Here is a 23,430-nt window from a genome sequence, read left to right as displayed (position 1 = left end):
TGGACGACCGTTTAGGCCGAATAAATTGAAGGTTTTAAAATTCCAATGTACGGTAAGTTACGATAAAAACCCTTGTAATCAAGTCCATAACCGACAATAAATTCATTTGGAACGTTAAAACCCACATAATCTGCCTTGGCAGGGACAACTCTTCCCTCAGGTTTATCAAAAATGGTACAAACTTTAATTGAATTAGCTCCTCGAGCTGAAACCAAATCCTCAAGAAATTGAAGGGTGCGTCCTGTATCAATAATATCTTCAACAAAAATGATATCGCGGCCACTAACATCACCATCAAGATCACGGATGAGCTCAACTTTTCCGGTTGAAGCAGTCCCACCCTTATAGCTTGAAACATCGACAAAATCAAGATCTAGGTATATGTCCATCTGGCGAATAATATCGCTCATAAATAACACTGCCCCAGTCAGCACACAAACCACTAGTGGCTTTTTGTCTCGATAATCATTACTTAACTGCTTCCCTAGCCTTTTTACTGCAGAAGCAATGTCTTTTTGACTATATAAGACCCGCTCAATATCGTCATTCATTTGTTATATCCTTTCGCGTAATTAAAAGTTCATACCCGTGAGTTGCACCCTTAGGCAACCACTTGCTTTCCTTATAACCAATGACGGCCAACACACTCTCCTTACTGTCCACCAGTACTTGCACGTGACGTCGCTTGGCACTTGGAACTTTCTGATTAATTAACAATCTTCTTAAACTCTGATGACCGCCATTCTTGAGTTCAACGGTATCATCCGGTTTAAAGGCTCTTTTGGACAAGGGAAACTGGGAGTCCGCCAAATCAAAATGACTTCGACGCCAAAAGTTTCCCTTTGGAACATGATTTTCATCAAAAATACCAAAATTAAATCCATTAACGTTGCGGTTCCACTGGTTTAATTCTACCACAAACGAACTTTCATCACGGTGATCATCGTAATTGTTAGGAGATTGTTTAAAAAACATGATTTTATTATAACTTTTTTCAAAAAAATAAGCATTTGAAATTCGCAATTTTCCCTGTGGTTTTCCAAAATCTTTAACTAAAGTCAAAATTTCAGTAATTTGATTATCAGAAAGAGTAACCGTTGACGTCAACTGTTTTAACAATGCGCGAAGTAAAATGGAAAGTTGATTAATTGACGTTGTATCGTACTTGGCACTTACGTAATCTCTTTTAATCTTTAAGTCATGTCTCAAAAGATCAGCTTGAGCGAAACCACTTGATCCGTCGAGTTCCGATTGCAAATTACTAGCAAACTTAGCAAAATGAGAGATAACATTAGGATTTTCTTTAATTAATTCTGGTAAAATCTGGTTACGAATCCGATTACGGAGGACCGTATTTTCAAAGTTAGTTTTATCATCATACCACGTTAATGAGTGTTCTTTAGCATACAAACGGATGGATTCTTTCGAAAACTGTAGTAATGGTCGAACCATCGTTCCTCCATTAAAGGGATGACTCTCTTTAATTCCTTGAACCTCAAACAAATTCCCACTGCGAATGAGTTTCATAAGGATGGTCTCGGCTTGATCATTTTCTTGATGAGCCGTTAACAAGACTGAAGCATTAAAATCATTCATGACTTCCGCAAAAAAATGATAGCGAAACTTACGGGCTTGATTCTCCACCCCACTCCTAATCTGGTCGTGATTCCAATTGCCAACCCGCAAATCAAGGTGGTGTTTCTTACAGTAATCAATCAGAAACCGTTCTTCAACCTCACTTTGTTTTCGTAAATGGTGGTTAACATGAGCAACAATAATATGAGGTTTAAAATCTTTTAAGTGTTGGAGTAAATCTAACAAAGCCATGGAATCAACTCCAGTTGAGACCCCAATCACAACATTTTCGTCTTTTTTCCACCATTGTTTCTTCTTAACCAACGAATTAATTTGATTACGTAAATTCAAATTAACCTCCAAAACAAAAAAGCCGAGCAATCTGCCCAGTTATTCGTTCATTAACTACGACGACCACCACGACCGCCGCGTTTTCCTTCTGTGTTTTTCTTAATGACGGACATCCGACTTTCGCTTTCTTTCATGAAGTCTGAAAGCAAATCATCAAAGCTTTCATTCTTACCCTTATGGCCATTACGATTGTCGCGGCCACTGCGATGTCCATGATTCCCGTTATTTGAGTGCCCGTAGTGTGAATGCTCATCATGATTATGTTCACCATGATGTTGATGTGATTCTTTTTCTGGATGATCGGAAGCTTTGCGAATTGATAGGCCAATCTTACCATCATCCCCAATGCTCAAAACCTTAACGGTCACTTCATCGCCAACCGACAGAATATCATGAATATCTTTTACGTAACCATCAGAAACCTCACTGATATGAACTAGTCCAGTCTTATGATCGCCTAGATCAATGAAAGCTCCAAAATTAGTAATTCCTGAAACTTTCCCAGTGACCTTCTCTCCAACCTTAATTGTCATAAAAAAGCCATTCCTCCTAATAAATGTTGTGTTAATTATAACATAATCCTTTAAAGTAAAATAAAAGAAGATTACATCCTAGTAATCCTCTATTCATTACCAATCTTACTATTCTGTGGGAAACTGTAAACAGTTTCGCCTGGTTTTGTATAATAATATTTAGCTCGCATCAATTCTTGAAGATAATTCTTGTTATTTAAAAGCTTAATTTGTTCATTAAGATTCTTTTCTTTTTGTTTTTCAACCTGGTAATCCTGTTTTTTTCTGGTAATTTGGGCATTCACACCGTGAATTTGATTCATTCCACTAACAATTTGCCACCCGAGCGCCAAAAAAGCCACGGCAAATATTGCCACGAGAGCAACCAGTCGCTTGGTTCTTTTACTTAACTTCTTATTATCTCTTTGATGTTGGTTTGCTTTACTTTTCCTTGAAGCAGAATTCAAGTATTCAACGTTGTTATTTCTGTTCATCAGGAATGCCTCCACGAATTTATATGAACATAGTACCACATGTAAAGCCAGAATATAATATTAATTCAACAATAATTATTCTAATTCATCATTTTCAGCCCGATAGTCACGATCATAGGTTTCCCTGATGGTCTTATACATCGTGTCTGAATCAGACTTTTTGGTGGTATCTAACAGTTGTAGCACCTCTACGGTTAAATTTTTATTTCCAAACTTAATCAGAATTTGATCGCCAACCGAAACCTTACTCGATGATTTGGCTGGCTCGCCGTTTACAAAGACTCGCCCTTGATCGGCAATCTTTTTGGCAACTGGACGACGTTTTATAATCCGTGAAATTTTTAGAAATTTATCAATTCTCATTTTTGCTTATCTCCTACAAACCGTTTCATAATTGGAACCATCGCTAACTCCGAAGCAGTCAAAACTTTTCCTTTCAGACACATTCCTAAAAACACGAATGCCCCAATCGGAATAACAATCATTAATTTAATAACATCCACCAGTCGACTGGTATCTCCAAGGACGTGGTTCAATCCGAATTCAGTTAAAACAACGACAATCACCATTACCATACTGATTAATGATACCTCTAATAGGAACTTCCAACTAAAAATGTGCTCATGAACCCGCTTTGGACTAGTATACCAGTTAACTAATAACACGATTAACAGAGCAATGATAGTTGATAATGAAGCACCAATGATTCCGAAATGAATTACGCACCACTTAGTGATTATTATTTTACAAATTAGACCTAACAAAATAGCGGTCCCCGTACTTTTAAAGTCATCAATACTCTGTAAAACCGAGTTAAGGGCTGTCACCATCGTAGCGAAGAGGATACTCAAACAGTATACCGAAAGCGTGATGTCTAAATCATAACTCCCAAACAAGAGATGATTTAATTGAGGCATAATACTAATCAGTCCGAAGGTAACTGCCATCGTCACTACCAGTGTAATGCGCATACTGTGGTTTACAAGGGTCTTAAATGACCTTTCTTTTCCAGCATGATGATAATACGCCATCTGCGGCAAGACGGTTGAAGAAATGGCCGTCCCAATCACTAATCCTAGTTGAACAATGGGCTGAGCGCGATCATAAATCCCCTTTTGGGTCTGAGCCATTAGATTACTTACACCACTTACTACCAACCCATTTTTTACCGTAAATGAATCGACCAACTGCATTAACACCATTAGAGCAGCTAAAACACTAAGCACACCACCCTGTAAGATGATTTGCTTCGCTAATTTCAGGTAGTTAAATTTCAAATCTTGAAAGTGAAAATGAGCAAGTATGTCACGTGCATAATATCCCAAGATAAGTGCTGAAAAAATCGCTGCTAATGGAGCCGATAACATTGCTAACGTCCCCATCTTATATAAGTTCCAATGCTGGACGGCTGCTAAATAGGCTACCACAATGATCATTGAAACCCGCACAAACTGCTCTACCACTTGAGAAGTCGCCGTTGGAATCATCTGCATGCTAGATTGAAAGTACCCCCTCACATCCGCTAAGAGGGGCATCAACAAAAACATCCAGCTTACCGCTTGAATTACGGGTTTTAATTCAAAGTCTCCCATTAAAGCAGCAATTTCTGATGAAAATAACTGTAATCCACCAAAAATAATCACCGAAATGATCATTAAGATCACCATGATTTGGAAAAACAACGTTTGTTTCTCCCCTTCAGTCTCCCGTTCCACAATCATCTTGGAAACAAACGCTGGAAGACCGGTCAAGGCAAACGCAACCCCAATCCCATAAATAGGATAAACCTGCTGATAGATGTAAAATCCAACGTTTCCAACAAAATTTTCCAGTGGAATCCGATAAACGGCACTTAGTACCTTTGAAATAATGGCAGCTACCGAAAGGATCAAGGTTCCACTAACAATCTTTTTACTTGTCTTTTGATTCATGTTCTTCTTGATCCAATCTTATTTTACTCAAGCTTTTGACAAATTGATAAAGCTGTTTCAACCAATCGGCATCTTTCATCGTTGGTTGAACAACTAACTTAATTTGAAAACACCCGTTAACCACTTTCACTGAGGAACGAAAATCCGTATCAGCAATGGCTTTCAAAATTTCCTTACTAGTGAATTTTTGGGTTCCTACCTTACTCATGGTAACGGTTAAATTATTTTGATCTTTGCGAATTTTATCAATCAGATCATAATCGGCAAGCATCTTAATGCGGTCAATTTCAAGCAGATTAGCTACTTCATCAGGATATTCACCAAACCGATCAATTAAATCACTTTGCAGTTCGGTAAATTGTTCCTCACTATCCATCTGTCGGATTCGCTTGTATAATTCAATCTTTTGTTGCTGATCCTCAATGTAAGTCGCCGGAAGATAAGCTTCAATCCCGAGTTCAACCTTTGAATCAGACTTTTCAACCACGCGATGCTGGCCCTTCTTCTTGGAGACAGCATCAGACAACATCTTAGTATACATATCATAACCAACTGAATTAATAAAACCGTGCTGCTGCTTTCCAAGCACATTTCCAGCCCCACGAATCGAAAGATCACGCATAGCCACCTTAAATCCTGAACCCAATTCAGTGAAATCCTTGATGGCTTCTAGTCGATTCTCAGAAACTTCGGTCAACACTTTATTTGGCTGGTACATAAAGTAAGCTTGTCCTACTCGATTACTTCGACCAATTCTTCCCCGAATCTGATAAAGCTGGGAGAGTCCCATCCGATCCGCATCCTCAACGAACAGGGTATTCGCATTAGGAATGTCAACTCCCGTTTCGATGATGGTCGTCGTAACCAACACATCATAATCTCCGTTAACAAAGTCGTACAGGATCCCTTCCATTTGATTTTCGGACATCTGGCCGTTGATGGAAGCAATCCGCGCATCAGGCAAAAGGGTCTGCAACTTGTCGACCGTCTGATCAATATCTTTAACCCGATTATGCAAATAAAAGACCTGTCCCCCGCGTTGCATCTCCCGTCTGATTCCGTCCACAATCGAACCCTCATTTTGTTCCATCACGTAGGTTTGAATCGGATAGCGATTAGCCGGAGGCGTTTCAATGACTGATAGGTCACGAACGCCCATCATTGACATGTTTAAAGTCCGTGGAATTGGTGTGGCAGTTAGCGTCAACACGTCAACATCCGACCTCAATTCCTTGATTTTTTCTTTGTGTTTAACCCCAAATCGTTGTTCCTCATCGACGATTAAAAGACCTAAGTCATTGAACTTCACGTCTTTAGACAGCAAACGGTGGGTGCCAACCACGATATCAATTTTTCCGTCCCTTAGGTCTTGAATGGTTTGGCGGGTCTGTTTGGGCGTGTCAAAACGCGAGAGAACTCCGATTTTAACCGGAAAACCATTAAATCGTTCAACCATGGTCTCATAATGTTGTTGAGCTAGTACCGTTGTCGGCACTAGAAAAGCCACCTGTTTCCCGGCTTCAACGGCTTTAAAGGCCGCTCTCAAGGCTACCTCAGTCTTTCCGTAGCCCACGTCTCCAACCAGTAAACGGTCCATTGGATGAGGACTTTCCATATCCTTCTTTATTTCATCAGTACTTCGCAGCTGATCGGGTGTCTCCGTGTATGGAAACGCCTGCTCGAACACAGCCTGATATTGATCATCAACCGGAAAGGCATACCCCGACTCGGCCTCCCGTTTAGCGTACAAGTCAACCAGATCATCAGCAATGTCTTCCACCTTAGAAGCGACTGACCGTTTGGTCTTGGCCCATTCCGTTCCACCAAGTTTATTAATCTTTGGATGTTTGTCCTCAGATGAAACGTATTTTTGTACCAAATTCAGTTGGTCAACGGGAACGTAGATCTTGGCACCCTTTTGATAGGTCAAAGTCATATAGTCCTGATGCCTACCATCGACTTCCATGGTCTTCATCCCATCGTATCGTCCAATTCCGTGATTAACGTGAACAACGTAGTCACCGGGTTTTAAATCGGTATAGCTTTTGATTCGCTCTGCATTAGAAAAGGTCTGTCTTCTAACTCGTTTCTTTTTCCCTTGTTCATTCACCCGCTTAAACATATCTGATTCAGAAACAAGCGCTAGGTTAGCGGCCGGCAAATCAAAGCCATTTTTTAGGTTAGCTGAAACAATCTGAGTTTTTCCCTTAATAATGTTATCAGTGGTTGATTGAATGGCATCAACACCAAAATCACTCAACGTTGACGAAACCTTTTCCACTCGTTTTTCATCACTAACGGCAATGACCACGGTTCGTTTCTCAGCTTGATAACGTTGCATTTCTGCTTTAAACATCGGCATTTGTCCAAAAAAACGCTGCATTGGGTGAACCTTGATGTCGATGATGTCAGAAAGCTTCATTCGCCCTAGTCCCTTTTGAAACAAAGAAAATAACAAGGTCGCATGATGGTCACTGCTAGTAACCGTTCTAAAATTAAGCGACAGTTTCTGGTCAGAAAACAGTTCATGATTATCTTCAACTGAATCACGCCAGTTCTGTTCGTCACTTTCAAGTTGCTTATTGGCATCCCTTATGCGACTGTAGTCATCATAGACTACCATTCCATTTTCAGGTAAATAATCTAAAATTGAGGTTTCCTTTTCAAAAATAAACTGACTATACTCACTCCATTTTTGGTCAATCGATTGGCCTTTGAGCCCGTCAATCACCTGTTGAATGTTATCAACTAAAACGTCACTGCCGTCGTCTTTGATGGTTTGGTTCAATCGTTTGGAAAGTTCCTTGATTCCATGCTTGCGATCGCTTTCGCTGGGTAAAAAATCAGAAGCCGGTAGCACACTAATCTCATCAATATTTGCCACACTTCGTTGGGTAGCAGCATCAAAATAACGCATGGAATCCACTTCCGTATCAAAAAAATCAATCCGAATTGGATAGTCCGAATTAAGTGGGTAGATATCCAAAATTGACCCACGATTAGCAAATTCACCGGGGGCGGAAACCATGTTCTTCTTCTCGTAACCCATTTGAACCAACTGTTGTTGAAGTTTGATAAGGTCCAAGTCGTCTCCAACCTTGACGTGTAATTGGGCTTGATTAAAACTAGCTGGCTCTGGTAGATATCGTTTAAGACCAGCCGTTGAAACAATCACCACCACTGGTTTCCCTGACTCAAGCGCGTTTAGGGCCCGCACTCTTTGAGCTCGATACTGCGGAGAGCTGGTTGCAATCTCTGCCGCGACGAGTTCTTCAGCCGGGAACTCAAAGACCTGATCTGAATCCATTACTTCATTAAAGGACTCGGTAATTTGATCCGCATGGTTCATCGTATCGGTTACGTATATCGTAGGTTTTTGCTTATCATTAATTAATTGTTTTAATAATAGAGTACGAGCGGATCCACTAGTCCCAGTGATCAGTTGCTTGGTATCAGGAGCAAGGTTTGAACTGATTTTTTCATACTGTGGCATTTCTTTTAACGTTTCATCTAGCTTCAAAAACTCATCTCCTCTTTTATTAATTATACGAATTAATTAAACTGATTTTCTAACTTACTGAAGGGAGTACCAGAAACCCACTCGTCTAATGCTTTAACCGCATGATCCTCCGCTTCTAAAAACGGTGCCCGTTGTTCCAGACTAAATTTACTCAAGACATAGTTCACAACACTTTCACGTTTGGGATGACTAGTCCCAATCTTAATCCGATTAAACTGATCGGTCCCAAGGTGAGCAATAATACTTTTGATTCCATTATGACCACCAGCCGAACCGTGGTTTCTTAGCCGAATTCGTCCCACTGGTAAATCCATGTCATCGTAAACAATCACTAAATCATCAAGATCTAATTTGAAAAATTGCATCAACGGATGAACTGCGCGCCCTGAATCATTCATCATCGTCGTTGGTTTGACTACCATTACCTTTTCACCATTGACTATTCCCGTACCATACATGGCATCCATCTTTTGTTTATTAATCGCAATCTGGTTTTGATCAGCAAACTTATCAACCACCATAAACCCCGTGTTATGCCTGGTACCATCAAATTCAGCACCAACGTTGCCTAATCCCACAATCATTTTCATTGCTATTGTCTCCCATTTACTTCTAATTAACCTAAAATGGCCGAAATGAATAATTACTCACTCGGCTTAATCATGTTTATTGTATCATAATAGATTAACGATTTGAGCTGATCCCGTACCATTAAGAATATGGTTCTGTATAAATAAATTCGTTCATGATATAATCGGTTTGTGAACAAACTAATTTCAAAAGGGAGAAATATTATGGCTGAAAAACACGAAAAAGTTGTTTTAGTTGGTGATGGTGCCGTTGGTTCATCATACGCATTCGCAATGATGCAACAAGGGATCGCCGAAGAATTTGTCGTTGTTGATATCGACAAAAACAGAACTGAAGGAGACGCATTGGACCTTGAAGATGCCCAACCTTTCACTTCTCCAAAAAAGATCTACTCTGGTGACTACAGTGACTGTAAAGACGCTGATTTAGTTGTGATCACTGCTGGAGCTCCACAAAAGCCCGGTGAAACTAGACTTGACCTGGTTAACAAAAACTTGAAGATTTTGACTACCATCGTTAAGCCAGTTGTTGATTCTGGTTTTGATGGAATCTTCTTAATTGCTGCTAACCCCGTTGACATTTTAACCTACGCAACCCAAAAGATTTCTGGCTTTCCTAAAAACCGTGTCTTTGGTTCAGGTACATCACTTGATACCTCACGTTTCCAAGTTGCCGTTGGTAAGAAGTTAAACGTTAACCCACAAAGCGTTAATGCTTACGTTATGGGTGAACACGGTGATTCAGAATTTGCTGATATTGATGAAGCTTCAATCGGAAACGTTCCATTGGTTGAATTTGCTAAACAAAATGGTGTTAGCAAGGACGACTTATTGAAAATGGAAGACGAAACTAGAAACAAGGCCTACGACATAATTAACAAGAAGGGTGCTACTTTCTACGGAGTTGGAACTGCTTTGATGAGAATTTCAAAGGCCATTTTAAGAGACGAAAACACCGTTTTACCAATCGGTGCCCCAATGAATGGTGAATACGGTTTGTCCGATATTTACATTGGAACTCCTGCCATTGTTAATGCTTCAGGAGTTGCCAAAGTCCTTGAAGTTCCATTAAGTGATGACGAAAAAGACAAGATGAGTGCTTCAGCTAAAACTTTAAAAGAAACCATTGCTAAGGGTATGAAGACCATCAACCTTTAAAAATAAGTTTAAAAAGAACAGACATTTATGTCTGTTTTTTTATGCTCCCAGTTATTTTGTGTTAATATTAATTAGAAATTACTTATGTGAGGAGCCTTAGCCATGATTTTGCAATCTTTAGTTAAACCTAAAAGTGACCTGATTACTGTTGATGAAAACACTGATCTCGACACCGCATTAAAATTAATGGAAAAGAATCATTTTCGTTGCATTCCCGTTTTAGATGCCACTCATAAAGCCTTCAAGGGTAACATTTATCGCATGCACATCTACAAACACGAAGCCGATGGCGGCAAGATGTCCGACTCGGTTATGACCCTGATTAGAAACGAAACTAAATTTGTTAACCTGAATTCAGCTTTTTTCAAGGTCTTCTTTACGATTAAGGATCTTCCATACATTGCCGTTCTTGACGAGTTCAACAATTTTTATGGCATTTTAACTCACACGAAATTGATGGAAAGCTTGTCACAATCATGGAACGTGAAATTTGGTAGCTACGTGATTTCAGTTGTCTCACCTGGTGAACGTGGGGACTTAGAAGAGATGGCTCACATTATTACTAGATATACCGCCATTTCAAGTGTGATCAGCTTGGATTCAGTTGATCGTTCTGGTAAAACGGTCTATCGAACCATGTTTACCCTCCCGTCTAAGGTGACTAAGGATCGTCTGGACCGCATCATTGCAGCTCTAGAACGAAAGGGATTCAAAGTTCCGGAAGTTGAAGATCTAAAACAAGAATCAAAAGAAACTCCAATTGAAGAAAATTAGATACAAAAAAGAACGTGGAATTATTCCACGTTCTTTTTTGTATCTTATGTATCATCAGACTTCGTGCGTGCTCTGACTGAGCCCTAGACTTAAACTAAGACCAGCATCAACTTTTCTCATGATATCTTTACTTAAATGAGTGACATGATCTTTAAGACGCTGCTTATCAATCGTCCTAATTTGTTCTAACAGAATCACCGAACTCTTCTCAATTCCGGCATTCTGAGGTGTAATACCCACGTGAGTAGGCATCTTTGGCTTAGTAATCCGAGCCGTAATTGCGGCTACAATCACAGTGGGACTATAATGATTTCCAACGTTATTTTGGACTACCAAAACTGGTCGCATTCCACCCTGTTCAGAACCAACGACTGGAGATAAGTCTGCATAGAAAATATCGCCACGTTTAATTTCAACGTTTTCCATAGACTATTCCTTCCGCATAAATAAACTTACAACCGTGACTTCTCGTCTTCATAATTGTCAAAGAGCCGTCTTGCAATCTCATCCTCACATGGAGAATATTCATCAACAATTATTGAATTTAGATTGGCCATGATTGAGTAGCCATAAATTAAAGAATTAATTAGAGGGTCTTTATCAAACGAGTCACAGTCCATGGCAACTTTGTGGTTGTCAAAAGAAAGTCCTAGTTTGGTGAAATATTCTTCATTTTTCTGAGACCAAATAGCATCAATCGTGTATTTGTATGTCATGGAGAACTCCTCCTTACAAATAGTTACTTCAAATGATTACTTGATTTATACACCCGTGGTAATCGATCCGAATACCCACATGCAATCTCATAGTGAATAGTATGACAATAGTCGGCAACGTCTTGGAGAGTAATAGTATGACCATGATCAGTTCCCACCAAGGTCACCTTCGTTCCAATTGGTAACTGATGTGGTAACTTCACCATCAGTTGATCCATACATACTCTTCCGACAATTGGACAATACTGTCCATCTACTAGAAGTGAAAATCCCTGCATCGAGCGACGAACTCCGTCTGCATATCCAACAGGAACCGTTCCAATCCACTCCTTTGAGTTGGATGTATAAGTTGCACCGTATCCAATTGAACGACCAGCATTAACCTCTTTAACGTAAACTAACTCACTGGTAAAGCTCAGTGCTGGTTTCAACTTAAATGGTGAAGCAATCTCAACCCCCGATGGATTCAAACCATAGCCAGCCACTCCAAAGCGGACCATGTTTCCACCCGCTGCTTTATGCCACATACTAGTAGCTGAATTTGCCACGTGAACATAACGAGGTTTATCGGGAATCGCAGTCATCAATTCGTTAAAATTATCCAATTGATACTTAAAATAATCATCATTAGCGCTATCTGCGGTAGAAAAATGAGTAAATACTCCCTCAAAGTCAATATACTCGCTAGTTCGGTTCAACTCAACTATTGCATCTCTAACTTCTGAAACAGTTTGGAGTCCGATCCTTCCCATTCCAGTATCCAAAGCCAAATGAACCCTAATCTTGTTCTTTAATTTCAGTTGCTCAGCTAAATTAGCTGCCTGCTTAATCCAATCAATTGAGCTCACCGTAACCGAAACATTGTACTTCGCAATTAATGGAACATTTGAAAGGTCACAAAGACCCAAAACAAGAATGGGTTCAGACACAAATCCAGCTTCTCGAAGCTGAATTGCTTCGTCTAAAATGGCAACACAAAAACCAGTAGCTCCTGCTTGTTTAGCAATCCTCGCTACTTGAACCGCACCGTGTCCATAAGCATTAGCCTTGACGACCATGAATAGATCCGACTTGGCATCCAATCGTTTTCGTTCCTCACTAATGTTATGAAAAATGGCATCTTCATCAATAACTAGTTGTGCATTTCGATTTCTTCCCACTGCCATAACGTATACTTCCTCGAATAAAGTACTATCTAATTATTCTTTGATAATTATTATAACACTTAATAAATTAATTTTCTAAATAAAAAAGAGAACCAAGAAGGCTCTCTCTTTGCTACTTATTCTTAATGACAAAATTCTTTGATTTACCGTGGTTACCACCATTATGACCTCGTGAATCACGACGTCTTGAGTCGTGACCACCGCGATGATTGCCAAAGCGTTTGTGACTGTTCCGGTCATTTCTCTTACCGCGATAACCGCCACCACGATGACCACCAAAGCCACCATGATTTTTAAGTGGTTTTTCGGCCGTAATGTGAACCTTAACCTGATCTCTTGTCATGTCATTCAAAAGAGCAGAAACCAAATCGACACTGTCATACTTTTCAAGGAGCTTTTTTGCGACCCGCTCAAACTTGGCAGTATCCGTCTTCTTTACTAACTTTTCAATATCATCTTCAGCAAATTTTAACTGACCAGCAAGGGCTTCGTCTTCTGAAGGTGGCTTTAAAGGAAGCATCCTAACTTTGGTAAGTCGTTCAATTCCCCTTAAATAACTCATCTCATTTGGAGTGACAAACGTTACTGAGGTACCATGATGACCGGCACGACCAGTTCGTCCAATTCGATGGACATAACTTTCTGGATCTTGGGGAATATCAAAGTTATAAACGTAAGTGACACCCGAAACATCAATTCCTCTAGCAGCCACATCAGTAGCCACTAAATAATTAATCTTGTCGTTCTTAAATTCGTTCATAATCTGAGTTCGCCGTTTTTGGGTTAAATCACCGTGAAGACCGGCTGCCCGATAACCACGCGCAATCAATCCCTTAGAAACTTCGTCGACTCGTCGTTTAGTTCGACAAAATACGATGGTAACCTTGGGTGTTTGAACGTCAAACAAACGGGTCATCGTATCAAACTTTTCGTTATCTTTAACCTTAACGTAGTACTGATCAACTAGGTCAGTGGTTAATTCCTTCGACTTAACCGTGATCTGCTTTGGATCTCTCATGAACTGAACCCCCACTCGTTTGATGGGTGCCGGCATGGTTGCTGAGAAAAGCAAAGTTTGCCGATCTTCTGGAATGTTCTTAATGATGCTTTCAATATCATCTAAGAATCCCATGTTAAGCATTTCGTCGGCTTCATCTAACACTAAGTACTTAACGTGTCCTAGTTTTAAGGTGCGACGATTAATGTGATCAAGAATTCGTCCTGGAGTTCCCACCACAATCTGTGGCTTCTTCTTCAAATCTCTAATTTGCTGGCGAATATCTGAACCACCATAAACTACTTGAACTCGAGCTCCTTCAACGCCACCAAGACGTTGCATCTCTTTTTGCGTTTGAATGGCAAGTTCTCTAGTTGGTGAAATTACAAGTGCCTGCACATCTGGATTATTCAGATCGATTTCTTGCAGGATTGGAAGGGCAAACGCAGCCGTTTTTCCAGTTCCAGTTTGAGCCTGTCCAATAACATCCTGACCCTTTAACAATAATGGAATTGTCTGAGCCTGAATTGGAGTGGGTTCGTCAAAGCCTGATTTTTCCACGGCTTTTAATAGACTATCAGATAGTCCTAAATCTTTAAACTTCAAATGTGTTCCTCCTATTGAAACTACAATTGTGAATTCAATGATTTGCTTGGAAAAAATCCGTTTTCCATAATGCGCAAATCGTCTGATTCACATTTATTTCTATATTCTTCAGCGATTACGTGTCTAAAACATATTACACCATCTGGCCTAATTTCACAAACCGAAGAACCTATTCTAACGCTTTTAAAACTCGTTCTAAGTGAATTCCGTGACTCCCTTTTAACAAGACTTCATCCCCAGTAGACAACTGGGAGTCTAGGCTTTTAGCTAATTGATCAAGCTGATCAACTGGATAATAATGAAGGGCATTTTGATTGGGATATTTTTTTTGCAACATTTGATATAGAGACTTCATAAGTGGTCCAACTAGGTAAACCTGGTTAATCAATTGCGGATCGATTGCATCAGAAATATCCTCATGCATCTCCACTCCCTTATCACCAAGTTCCAGCATGTCACCTAGAACTGCAACTCGCTTCCCTTGTAAATGAGTGGATTGAAACGCCTTTAAAACGGCTTTTAGAGCTGATGGGTTCGAATTATATACGTCACTTAAAATCATTTCACCATTTTGACCCTTAACCCATTCAGTTCGATTATTAGTAAAACTGGCATGGTCTAGTGCTGATTTCATGTTGGCCGGCAGGATTTCCGCTAGTTCACCAACTTCAATGGAAGCAAGTGCATTGTTGACGTTATAGTCACCAATTAGCGGAATGGTGAATTTCATGTTTCCAAACCGATTGGTCTTAAACGTCGTTTCGTGGTCGCCGTCATAGACATCCTTTGGGTAAATATCGTTAGTGTCTTTTCTTCCAAAGGTCAACTTTTCAACGTCAAGTGATTTAGCCCGTTCGTTTAATAAGGGTTCGTCACCGTCATAGACAAACACCCCATCTGGCCTAAGTCCATGGGTAATCTCCATTTTGGCATCCGCAATCTTAGCACGGGTTCCGAAAAACTCAATGTGAGCTTCCCCAATCATGGTAATGACGGCGATGTCAGGCTTAACTAGCTTACTTAAAAAGTCAAGTTGGCCGGGTCGATCCATCCCCATCTCTACCACCAAATATTCTGTGTTAGATTCCATGGAAAGGATCGTAATCGGGACTCCAATCTCATTATTAAAGTTAGCGTGCGTCTTAGTAACATTAAACTGAGTGGCAAGAATTGAAGCAATCATGTCTTTAGTAGTGGTCTTGCCATTACTTCCGGTAATTGCCACCACTTTAGGGTTAATCTTATTTAAATAGTGTCGACTGAGATCCTGTAGGGCCTTTAGTGTGTCATCGACTAAAATAACCGGAAAATCCTTCGGAACATCACTAATTCGACTTTGACTCCAAAACGTTGCGTTAGCCCCGTTTTTGATGGCACTAGCAATGAAATCGTGCCCATCATGATTCCCAGTGAGTGGAACAAAAAGATCATGCGGTTTTAATTTCCGACTATCAAACGAAACTCCCGTTATTTCAACGTTTTCGTATTTTTTTGAATTCAAGTCACCATTAACGGATTTTGCAACCTCTAAAAGGTTCATTTTCATAACAAAAACTCCTCTTAATTCGATGTAAATGCATTTAAAGTATATCAGAAAAAAATCAATAAAAAAGCGACTCAGCTGGTTTAAACCAAATCGTTTAATTCTCCCTCATCATCAACGTCTCTTTGAAGTTCCCACGTTTTAGTGGAAATATCATAAGTAATTTGACCAACTTTAAAGGCTCCACTTTTCAACTGGTCATAAGAGTTCCAAATTACCTTTGGAGATCGTTTTTTGTGTCTCATTAAGGGAATCTCAAGCTTTGGTCTCTTCATAACTATCATATCACACGGAATAATAACTCCCGTAATTCCCAGTTTTAACAACTTGGTCATGGTACGTTCGTCGATATCCCTAAACGGCACTGACTTTACGAACATTCGTCTACTGTTCCACTGCTTTTTTAGATGCCGTTTAATGCAGACAGCTAAAATTTGATTAATGGCACTAAAATGACGCATGTATACCTTTGTAAAGCCAGTGGATTCACCCAAAAACACAAATTGATTCTTCAATTTAACCGAAAATGGACTCGTTTGATTGAGTGGGATACCCATGTGACTCAAGTACAATAAATCTGCGATTTCATCCTCATTTAAAGAATCCAGATCCTCCCGGTTTCTAAAATCAACCCATTTCTTGGTACTAATTTTATTGTTAATCATGTACTCTCTAATTTCATTTTGACCGGTAATTAAATCAAATTTAGTGGACATATTGAAATCATTTGCGTAACGATAATCATCATTTAATAAAATAATATTTTGGGGATCGTTCTTAATTCCGTTTAAAAAATCCAACGGAAGAATTCCCCAACTGTAGGCAAAATTCTTAACTGGATTAACCTGAAAATACACTGTGTTAATTAACATATTTGTCTTGCTCCAATCCTTATTACCCCTTTCACCATAAAATAAGATTTTAATAACCATTTTTCCAACTCACGTCATTTTCTTACGTTATAATTAGCATTCATTTTTATATATATGAAGTTCAATTACTGTTAATATAGTAATAACGATTTAAATTTCGGGAGTGTGGATTATGAAAAAAACTAACGTTTTATTTGTCTGCTTGGGGAACATATGTCGATCTCCCATGGCAGAAGCAATGTTTAAAAAAATGCTTATAAATAAAGGACTTTCAAATCATTATTCAGTAAGTTCAGCTGCCACCGAAAACGATGAAGCGGGTAGTCGTCCTCATCCTGGTGCTCAAAAAACCATGGACGCTCATCACTTAGATTATAGTGGGAAACAATCCCACCCAATCACCGCTTACGACATCGATCATGCTGATTACATTATTACCATGGATGACTACAATATCAGTGATCTTAAAAAGATGATCCCCAAAAGTCAATGGAATAAGCTTCATTTATGCATGGACATTGTTCCCGGTAAAAAGGGAGTCAACATCGTTGATCCTTGGTATACCCATCGATTTGAGGATACCTATCAAATGCTGGATCAATCTTTGCCCTTGTGGCTAAAGTACATGCAAGAACATCATAACAGCAAACAGGAAGGAAGCGAATCATTTGAATCAGAATAAAGCCCCAATCTCTGATCCGGTTCCTTCAGAAATATGGCACAAAAACCTAGTAGCACTATGGTTTGGGATGTTCATGAATGGATTAGGTTTTAGTGAAGTCATGCCTTTTCTCTCCTTGTTCATCGCTACCCTAGGCCACTATAATTCTAGTCAACTAAGTATCTATAGTGGGCTTGCTTTCTCAGCCTCTTTCATTGTTACCGCCGTCGTCTCTCCCATTTGGGGATCTTTGGCTGACAGATACGGACGAAAAGTGATGCTTTTACGAGCATCACTTGGAATGGCAATCTGTCTAATATTGATGGGCTTTGTTACTGCTGTTTGGCAGTTAATTGCCCTTCGATTTATTCAAGGAATCTTCTCTGGATACATGAGCAATGCCAACGCCTTACTTGCGACTCAGGTACCAAAGCGAGAAAGTGGGAAAGCCCTTGGAATTTTAACCACCGGCAACGTCTCAGGAACCCTTTTTGGTCCCTTCATTGGCGGAATCTTAGCTTCTGTCTTTAGTTATCGTCTTACCTTCTTCATTACTGGTGGTTTACTCATTTCCGTCTTTTTTGTCACGCTATTTTTCGTTAAAGAACACTTTAAACCGGTTGCAAAAGAAGATAACCTATCTACCAAACAGGTTATTTTCGAACTTTCAAACGTCAAACTGATTTTTGGAATGTTCTTGACCACCCTGATTATTCAAGCCTCTAATTTCTCCATTTCACCCATTCTGTCACTGTACGTCAAAGAAATCATGCACAATAGTCCTCAAGTCACCTTCTACAGTGGAATTGTTGCCGCAGTTCCGGGGATTGCCACGCTTTTTGCCGCCCCCAAACTGGGAGCATTAGGCGATCGAATCGGGACCTCCAAGATTATGCTAGGCGGTTTCATCTTTGCCATCTTGGTCTACATCCCCATGGCGTTTGTAACCAACGTCTGGGAATTAATGGGACTCAGATTCCTAATTGGAATCTCCAACGCCTGTATGTTACCTGCCGTTCAAACCATTTTGGCTAAAAACACCCCATCTAACGTTACTGGTCGGATTTTTAGCTGGAACCAGTCCATGCAAGCAGCTGGAAACTGTATCGGACCCATCATCGGCTCCATTGTTTCTTCTTTGTTTGATTACTCAAGTGTGTTCATTTCAACCGCGATCCTTGTCTTCATTAACTTCTTGTTAGTATTAAACGAAACCAGAAACGAACAGAAGACCGTAAACTAAATTTAGACAAAAAAAGAGCCAACTAAAAGTTGGCTCTTTTTATTTATTATTATTTGTCGGCAAGACCATATTTCTTGTTGAAACGATCGACCGCACCATCTGCTTGGTTGAACTTTTGCTTACCAGTGTAGAATGGATGTGAATCAGATGAAATTTCAACTCGGATTAATGGGTAAGTGTTGCCGTCGTCCATTTTGACGGTTTCATCAGAGGTTGCAGTTGAACCAGTAATGAACTTAAATCCAGTACTTGAATCTTGAAAAACAACTTGATGAAAATCTGGATGAATTCCTTTTTTCATAATATTTCGCTCCTTTTGCCCTAAACACAGTTCAGAGATTGATTATCGAATATAACATCAACCATAATAGCTTAACATTATTTTTTGACGTACGCAATAGGACCCAGGCGTTAGTCGTCCTGGTCAATCATCTGGACGTTAGCGTGTAGATTGGTTAATTTATTAGTAATATTATCATATCCGCGTAAAATATTGTCCGCATTTTCAATGACGGTCTTACCACTAGCCATCAGCCCAGCAATGACCAAGGATGCCCCAGCGCGGATCTCTCCGGCTTGAACGGTTGTCCCATGGAGGTTCTCACTCTTACTGATAATAATTGAATTATCAGTTGGATTGACCTTGATATTAGCCCCCATCTTCTGGAGCTGGGCAATGTGATTCTGACGTTCCGGATAAATCGTATCGTGAATCACACTATCCTCGTCTGCTTTAAACAGCATGGGGGTAATTGGTTGTTGTAAATCCGTTGCAAATCCTGGAAATGGTGCCGTTTTAATCTCGATACCATTTAATTTCCCAGTCTTTGGAACATAAATACTGTCTTCGCCAACTTCTAATTGAACGCCGGCTTCAATCAACTTAGCTGTGTAGGCTTGTAAATGCTCAGGAATTACGTTCTTAACGTTAATTCCCTTCCCAACAGCGGCGGCTAACGTCAAGTATGTCCCCGCTTCAATTCGATCAGGGATAATCGTATGCGTCGCCTTGGCCTGGAGATGATCAACGCCTTGAATCCTGATGACGTCGGTCCCAGCTCCTCTGATCTTAGCTCCCATACTATTCAAAAACGATGCAATATCAATGATTTCCGGTTCTTTAGCGGCATTACTAATGGTAGTAACCCCATCAGCCTTTACCGCTGCTAGAATCGTGTTGATCGTCGCTCCAACCGAGACCATGTCAAAGAAAATTGAAGCCCCATGAAGTCCATTTTCCGTTGCATTAATATCGACCGAATCATCACTTTCATTGACTTCTGCACCCAAGGCCTTAAAGGCGCGAATGTGCTGGTCAATTGGCCGTGGTCCAATATTGTCTCCACCAGGGAAACTAATCGTGGCACGATGAAACTTGCCAAGAAGCGCTCCCATAAAATAATAGGAAGCACGTAGACTTTTAATTGCTTTACCGGGCAACTCACCCTCAAGTATATTAGTTGGATCAATGTTTAAGACACCATCTGAAAAATCAGATGTTACGTTCATCGACTGGAGGATTAGCATGAGATTATGCACATCCAGGATATCGGGAACCATGTCAAGTTCCACTGGACTATCCGCCAAAATAGCGGCCGGTATCAAAGCGACCGTACTATTCTTAGCTCCGCCAACGGTAACGTCGCCATATAGAGGATGTCCTCCTGATATTTTTAGTATCGTCATAATTGGTAATCCTCACTTATATCATATCTTTTAATAATAATCATAGGAAAGTTTTCACCAAAACACAATACAAAATCAGAAATTATTTTATTAAGATTATAAAGAAGCCTGGTTACTTCTTGTGATTATGCATGTGTTCTTTGTCGGAAGCGGCGACAAACGCCTTGAATAATCCCTCGGGACGATTTGGACGTGATAAAAATTCGGGATGGTATTGTGCTGCAACGTAGAAGTGATTATCAGGAACTTCGACCACTTCAACCAAGTGATCATCTGGTGAGGTCCCAGAAATAACTAAGCCAGCATCTTCCAGGTCTTTTCTAAATTTATTATTGAATTCATAACGATGACGATGACGCTCTGAGATTTCCCTTTTGTTGTCGTATGCACCGGCGGCTTTACTCCCTGCTTTTAACTTAGTCTTATAAGCACCCAAGCGTTGAGTTCCACCAGCATCAGTAACATCATTTTGATCGGCCATGAGATCAATCACATTGTGCTTAGTTTGCGGATCAAATTCAGTTGAGTTGGCATCCTTATAACCCACAACGTCTCTAGCATATTCGATGGTAGCAATCTGCATTCCAAGGCAAACACCTAAATAAGGAACATCATTTTCTCTAGCATATCGAGCGGCTTGAATCATTCCTTCGACCCCTCGATTACCAAATCCACCAGGAACCAAGATTCCGTCCATTCCCTTTAACTTCTTAGAAACGTTGTCTCTGTTAATCGTACCCGCATCAACCATGTGAATGTTAACTTTATCGTCAGCAGCATAACCGGCATGTTTTAAAGCTTCATTGACGGACAAATAAGCATCGTTTAGATCAACATACTTACCAACAATGGCAATGTTAACCTCACCCTTGAGATTTCTGATGTGCTTCTCCATCTTCTTCCAGTCTTTCATGTCAGCCTCTGGAGCTTTAACGTTAAAGTGCTTTAAAATCTCATCGTCCATGTCCTGTTTTTGAAAACTAAGCGGGATTTGGTACAAGTTAGGAGCATCGATGGACTCGATGATATCCTTAACCGGAACATCACAGAACATGGCAATTTTTTTCTTCATCTCATCACTAACTGGCTTCTCAGCACGAAGAACCAACATATCGGGTTGAATGCCAATTCCCCTCAATTCTTTAACACTGTGCTGGGTTGGTTTGGTTTTCATTTCCTTTGCGGCGTGCAGGTACGGAACAAGCGTAACGTGAATATAAAAAGTATTCTCATCACCGACTTCATGTTTCATCTGACGGATGGCTTCCAAAAACGGTAGGGACTCGATGTCTCCAACCGTTCCACCAATTTCTGAAATAACGATATCAGCGTCCGTGCTTTGAGCGGCACTCATAATCTTTTGTTTAATCATTCCAGTAATGTGAGGGATGACCTGAACGGTTCTCCCAAGATAATCTCCGTGACGTTCTTTTCTTAAAACTTCTTCATAGATTTTACCGGTCGTAAAGTTAGAGTACTTGTTTAAATTGTTATCAATAAAACGTTCGTAATGACCTAAATCAAGATCAGTTTCAGCACCATCATCGGTAACAAAGACTTCTCCGTGTTGATAAGGATTCATTGTTCCCGGATCAATGTTGATATATGGATCAAATTTTTGGATCGTAACGTTAAAGCCACGATTCTTCAATAATCTTCCGATTGAAGCCGAAACAATTCCCTTTCCTAAGGAAGAAACTACTCCACCGGTTACAAAAATATACTTAGTCATGCTTAACTCCTCCATCAAATTTAGGTTACAATATAAAAAAGCTCCCCATTCATTGAATAGGGAGCGGTTACTTATTCGAAATACTTCACATGTCTGTAAAGTGCCCAAGTAGTATGTTAAGTGATTCTACATAATTAGTCAAGTTTAATCATTGTCGTCGTCATCATCTTTTTTATCGTCATCGTCATCTGGATTGACCTCTGAGAGGTCGCCTTCAACACCATCATCATCGTCAATGGCGTCATCATCAGTATCAGGATTTTCTTCATCAAGATCCTTATGATACTTATCCTTGTCGTCAGGGGTATCATCAAAATCATCCTGATCTTCTGGATCATCGTTATCATAGTCGATCACGTCATCATCGTCAGCTGCATCAGCCATAAAAGCATTCACCTTACGATGCTTTTTGGGAGTATTACCGTTGTCTTCTTCACCTTCATTGATGGTGGCTTCGTTAATGGATTCATATGGATACCAAGTACGAAGACCCCAAACGTTATTGCCAAGGGAAATAAAACTCCCATCAACATTAAGGTCTGTATAGAATTGAGGTAAACGATCACGAATTACTTGGTTGCTGTCCCCCAAGTATTTTTGTACTTCGTTGGTTAAATCAACGAATGACATGGTTTTACCAGCATCAGCTAAAATTGCATGAGCCACTTCAACCATTGATAATTCGCTTTTATCTTGCTTGTCTAATTCTTTAAGTTCCAATTCGACCACGCCTTTCTAGATTCCTAACAGACTAATAATACTAGTTTAACATTTAAATTGCAATTTGACTCGATAGTCGCCGACTTTCTGTCCGTCGGTGTACAACTCATAGTTAATCTCAATCATTTGCCATCCGTTTTTATCATCTCTAGATTGCTTAATGCTAGTGGTATGTGCCCCAATTTTCAAATTACCAAATGGCGTTCGGTACAAGTCCTCGATTGTTTCGTTCGGTTTAAAATGAAGTTCAAGATGATTTTTGCCAGCACGAGTTAACCGAATCGCATTTTTTCCAATCCGGTAGGTGACAGGAACGTCCGGTTGTCCGTCAACGTGTTCAACGTAACGTAAATAACGATAGCCGTTGAGCATAACTAGTTGCCCATTTTCTTTAAAATGATGGTGTTCGACGTTTTCGTCCTGTTTTATTTCGATTGCAATCTCAACTTGAACTTTTTCGATCTTTTCGTTTTCTGTCAAAAATATCACCTCACAAATTTGATTTTACGCCGTTAGCAATGGAAATGCACTAACTTTGAGTTTGTCATGACGTTTATTTTTATTTCAGTTATAATGAAGAGAG

Annotated in this window: 23 protein-coding genes; 4 read left to right on the top strand and 19 right to left on the bottom strand. The window is 39.9% G+C overall.

The genetic code is table 11. The features are described 5' to 3' along the window. Positions 1-11: 11 nt before the first annotated feature. The 8 genes from hpt to pth form a co-directional block, all read right to left on the bottom strand. The gene (hpt, locus tag AC6UD1_RS05360) at positions 12-551 is read right to left on the bottom strand and encodes a hypoxanthine phosphoribosyltransferase (RefSeq protein WP_500707471.1); all 540 of its coding nucleotides are present in this window, start codon (positions 549-551) and stop codon (positions 12-14) included. Next, positions 544-1,926, bottom strand: coding sequence for a tRNA lysidine(34) synthetase TilS (gene tilS, locus AC6UD1_RS05355; protein WP_500707470.1), 1,383 nt, complete (start codon positions 1,924-1,926; stop codon positions 544-546). The genes hpt and tilS overlap by 8 nt, the downstream gene beginning before the upstream one ends. A 50-nt stretch (positions 1,927-1,976) precedes the next feature. Further along, positions 1,977-2,459, bottom strand: a complete 483-nt coding sequence (locus AC6UD1_RS05350) for a S1 domain-containing RNA-binding protein (protein WP_500693972.1) — start codon at positions 2,457-2,459, stop codon at positions 1,977-1,979. 89 nt (positions 2,460-2,548) lie between these two features. Further along, positions 2,549-2,932 carry an FtsB family cell division protein gene (locus AC6UD1_RS05345; protein ID WP_500699654.1) on the bottom strand — a complete coding sequence of 128 codons (384 nt, stop codon included), beginning with the start codon at positions 2,930-2,932 and terminating at the stop codon, positions 2,549-2,551. A gap of 75 nt (positions 2,933-3,007) precedes the next feature. Beyond that, positions 3,008-3,295 carry an RNA-binding S4 domain-containing protein gene (locus AC6UD1_RS05340; protein WP_500707469.1) on the bottom strand — a complete coding sequence of 96 codons (288 nt, stop codon included), beginning with the start codon at positions 3,293-3,295 and terminating at the stop codon, positions 3,008-3,010. Further along, entirely contained in the window at positions 3,292-4,863 is a 1,572-nt protein-coding gene (locus AC6UD1_RS05335) for a putative polysaccharide biosynthesis protein (protein WP_500707468.1), read from the bottom strand. Before AC6UD1_RS05335 ends, AC6UD1_RS05340 begins: the two co-directional genes overlap by 4 nt. Beyond that, complete coding sequence (gene mfd, locus AC6UD1_RS05330; protein ID WP_500707467.1) at positions 4,844-8,383, bottom strand: transcription-repair coupling factor; 3,540 nt, start codon at positions 8,381-8,383, stop codon at positions 4,844-4,846. The genes AC6UD1_RS05335 and mfd overlap by 20 nt, the downstream gene beginning before the upstream one ends. A gap of 32 nt (positions 8,384-8,415) precedes the next feature. After that, complete coding sequence (pth, locus tag AC6UD1_RS05325; RefSeq protein WP_500696915.1) at positions 8,416-8,973, bottom strand: aminoacyl-tRNA hydrolase; 558 nt, start codon at positions 8,971-8,973, stop codon at positions 8,416-8,418. A 204-nt stretch (positions 8,974-9,177) separates the two neighbouring features. On the opposite strand from pth, the gene AC6UD1_RS05320 reads away from it, so the two are divergent. Both AC6UD1_RS05320 and cbpA read left to right on the top strand, forming a co-directional pair. Further along, positions 9,178-10,131: an L-lactate dehydrogenase gene (locus AC6UD1_RS05320; protein ID WP_500693978.1), complete on the top strand. Its 954-nt coding sequence runs from the start codon at positions 9,178-9,180 to the stop codon at positions 10,129-10,131. Between the two features lie 102 nt (positions 10,132-10,233). Continuing rightward, positions 10,234-10,905, top strand: coding sequence for a cyclic di-AMP binding protein CbpA (cbpA, locus tag AC6UD1_RS05315; RefSeq protein ID WP_500693979.1), 672 nt, complete (start codon positions 10,234-10,236; stop codon positions 10,903-10,905). Between the two features lie 54 nt (positions 10,906-10,959). On the opposite strand, the gene AC6UD1_RS05310 is transcribed toward cbpA, so the two are convergent. The 6 genes from AC6UD1_RS05310 to AC6UD1_RS05285 all read right to left on the bottom strand — a co-directional run bounded on the left by AC6UD1_RS05310 (position 10,960) and on the right by AC6UD1_RS05285 (position 16,805). Next, positions 10,960-11,331 (bottom strand): type II toxin-antitoxin system PemK/MazF family toxin, encoded by a 372-nt coding sequence (locus tag AC6UD1_RS05310; protein WP_010022835.1) that lies wholly within the window; start codon positions 11,329-11,331, stop codon positions 10,960-10,962. 26 nt (positions 11,332-11,357) lie between these two features. Further along, the gene (locus AC6UD1_RS05305; RefSeq protein ID WP_500693980.1) at positions 11,358-11,621 is read right to left on the bottom strand and encodes a hypothetical protein; all 264 of its coding nucleotides are present in this window, start codon (positions 11,619-11,621) and stop codon (positions 11,358-11,360) included. A gap of 23 nt (positions 11,622-11,644) precedes the next feature. After that, the gene (alr, locus tag AC6UD1_RS05300) at positions 11,645-12,787 is read right to left on the bottom strand and encodes an alanine racemase (protein WP_500693981.1); all 1,143 of its coding nucleotides are present in this window, start codon (positions 12,785-12,787) and stop codon (positions 11,645-11,647) included. Between the two features lie 112 nt (positions 12,788-12,899). Then, the gene (cshA, locus tag AC6UD1_RS05295; RefSeq protein WP_500695764.1) at positions 12,900-14,390 is read right to left on the bottom strand and encodes a degradosome RNA helicase CshA; all 1,491 of its coding nucleotides are present in this window, start codon (positions 14,388-14,390) and stop codon (positions 12,900-12,902) included. A gap of 169 nt (positions 14,391-14,559) precedes the next feature. Beyond that, positions 14,560-15,936 carry a UDP-N-acetylmuramoyl-tripeptide--D-alanyl-D-alanine ligase gene (locus tag AC6UD1_RS05290; protein WP_500707466.1) on the bottom strand — a complete coding sequence of 459 codons (1,377 nt, stop codon included), beginning with the start codon at positions 15,934-15,936 and terminating at the stop codon, positions 14,560-14,562. Between the two features lie 80 nt (positions 15,937-16,016). Then, positions 16,017-16,805, bottom strand: a complete 789-nt coding sequence (locus AC6UD1_RS05285; protein WP_500701207.1) for a hypothetical protein — start codon at positions 16,803-16,805, stop codon at positions 16,017-16,019. A 172-nt stretch (positions 16,806-16,977) separates the two neighbouring features. Here AC6UD1_RS05285 and AC6UD1_RS05280 point away from each other — a divergent pair, with 172 nt between their 5' ends. Beyond that, positions 16,978-17,487 carry a low molecular weight protein-tyrosine-phosphatase gene (locus AC6UD1_RS05280; RefSeq protein ID WP_500696918.1) on the top strand — a complete coding sequence of 170 codons (510 nt, stop codon included), beginning with the start codon at positions 16,978-16,980 and terminating at the stop codon, positions 17,485-17,487. Then, positions 17,474-18,709, top strand: a complete 1,236-nt coding sequence (locus AC6UD1_RS05275; protein WP_500699646.1) for a multidrug efflux MFS transporter — start codon at positions 17,474-17,476, stop codon at positions 18,707-18,709. Before AC6UD1_RS05280 ends, AC6UD1_RS05275 begins: the two co-directional genes overlap by 14 nt. A 49-nt stretch (positions 18,710-18,758) precedes the next feature. Here AC6UD1_RS05275 and AC6UD1_RS05270 read toward each other — a convergent pair whose 3' ends face one another. The 5 genes from AC6UD1_RS05270 to AC6UD1_RS05250 form a co-directional block, all read right to left on the bottom strand. Continuing rightward, on the bottom strand, positions 18,759-19,010 hold the full coding sequence (locus AC6UD1_RS05270) for a type B 50S ribosomal protein L31 (RefSeq protein ID WP_500693987.1): 252 nt from the start codon (positions 19,008-19,010) through the stop codon (positions 18,759-18,761). A 110-nt stretch (positions 19,011-19,120) separates the two neighbouring features. Next, positions 19,121-20,395, bottom strand: coding sequence for a UDP-N-acetylglucosamine 1-carboxyvinyltransferase (murA, locus tag AC6UD1_RS05265; RefSeq protein WP_500693988.1), 1,275 nt, complete (start codon positions 20,393-20,395; stop codon positions 19,121-19,123). Between the two features lie 112 nt (positions 20,396-20,507). After that, entirely contained in the window at positions 20,508-22,127 is a 1,620-nt protein-coding gene (pyrG, locus tag AC6UD1_RS05260; protein WP_500707465.1) for a CTP synthase, read from the bottom strand. 144 nt (positions 22,128-22,271) lie between these two features. Next, positions 22,272-22,847, bottom strand: coding sequence for a DNA-directed RNA polymerase subunit delta (gene rpoE, locus AC6UD1_RS05255; RefSeq protein ID WP_500695768.1), 576 nt, complete (start codon positions 22,845-22,847; stop codon positions 22,272-22,274). 45 nt (positions 22,848-22,892) lie between these two features. Beyond that, entirely contained in the window at positions 22,893-23,327 is a 435-nt protein-coding gene (locus AC6UD1_RS05250) for a YwiB family protein (RefSeq protein WP_500695769.1), read from the bottom strand. Positions 23,328-23,430 lie beyond the last annotated feature (103 nt).

The organism is Fructilactobacillus sp. X8R1C1 (assembly GCF_059900945.1).
The sequence above is the reverse complement of the archived record's forward strand: the minus strand, read 5'-3'. Positions and strand labels throughout refer to the sequence as shown.

What these genes read in the sequence shown, in the direction of transcription:
- hpt (WP_500707471.1), bottom strand. Translation starts at nt 551, where the DNA reads ATGAATGACGATATTGAGCGGGTCTTATATAGTCAAAAAGACATTGCT.
- AC6UD1_RS05350 (WP_500693972.1), bottom strand. Translation starts at nt 2,459, where the DNA reads ATGACAATTAAGGTTGGAGAGAAGGTCACTGGGAAAGTTTCAGGAATT.
- AC6UD1_RS05345 (WP_500699654.1), bottom strand. Translation starts at nt 2,932, where the DNA reads ATGAACAGAAATAACAACGTTGAATACTTGAATTCTGCTTCAAGGAAA.
- AC6UD1_RS05340 (WP_500707469.1), bottom strand. Translation starts at nt 3,295, where the DNA reads ATGAGAATTGATAAATTTCTAAAAATTTCACGGATTATAAAACGTCGT.
- AC6UD1_RS05335 (WP_500707468.1), bottom strand. Translation starts at nt 4,863, where the DNA reads ATGAATCAAAAGACAAGTAAAAAGATTGTTAGTGGAACCTTGATCCTT.
- pth (WP_500696915.1), bottom strand. Translation starts at nt 8,973, where the DNA reads ATGAAAATGATTGTGGGATTAGGCAACGTTGGTGCTGAATTTGATGGT.
- AC6UD1_RS05320 (WP_500693978.1), top strand. Translation starts at nt 9,178, where the DNA reads ATGGCTGAAAAACACGAAAAAGTTGTTTTAGTTGGTGATGGTGCCGTT.
- cbpA (WP_500693979.1), top strand. Translation starts at nt 10,234, where the DNA reads ATGATTTTGCAATCTTTAGTTAAACCTAAAAGTGACCTGATTACTGTT.
- AC6UD1_RS05310 (WP_010022835.1), bottom strand. Translation starts at nt 11,331, where the DNA reads ATGGAAAACGTTGAAATTAAACGTGGCGATATTTTCTATGCAGACTTA.
- AC6UD1_RS05305 (WP_500693980.1), bottom strand. Translation starts at nt 11,621, where the DNA reads ATGACATACAAATACACGATTGATGCTATTTGGTCTCAGAAAAATGAA.
- alr (WP_500693981.1), bottom strand. Translation starts at nt 12,787, where the DNA reads ATGGCAGTGGGAAGAAATCGAAATGCACAACTAGTTATTGATGAAGAT.
- AC6UD1_RS05290 (WP_500707466.1), bottom strand. Translation starts at nt 15,936, where the DNA reads ATGAAAATGAACCTTTTAGAGGTTGCAAAATCCGTTAATGGTGACTTG.
- AC6UD1_RS05285 (WP_500701207.1), bottom strand. Translation starts at nt 16,805, where the DNA reads ATGTTAATTAACACAGTGTATTTTCAGGTTAATCCAGTTAAGAATTTT.
- AC6UD1_RS05280 (WP_500696918.1), top strand. Translation starts at nt 16,978, where the DNA reads ATGAAAAAAACTAACGTTTTATTTGTCTGCTTGGGGAACATATGTCGA.
- AC6UD1_RS05270 (WP_500693987.1), bottom strand. Translation starts at nt 19,010, where the DNA reads ATGAAAAAAGGAATTCATCCAGATTTTCATCAAGTTGTTTTTCAAGAT.
- murA (WP_500693988.1), bottom strand. Translation starts at nt 20,395, where the DNA reads ATGACGATACTAAAAATATCAGGAGGACATCCTCTATATGGCGACGTT.
- pyrG (WP_500707465.1), bottom strand. Translation starts at nt 22,127, where the DNA reads ATGACTAAGTATATTTTTGTAACCGGTGGAGTAGTTTCTTCCTTAGGA.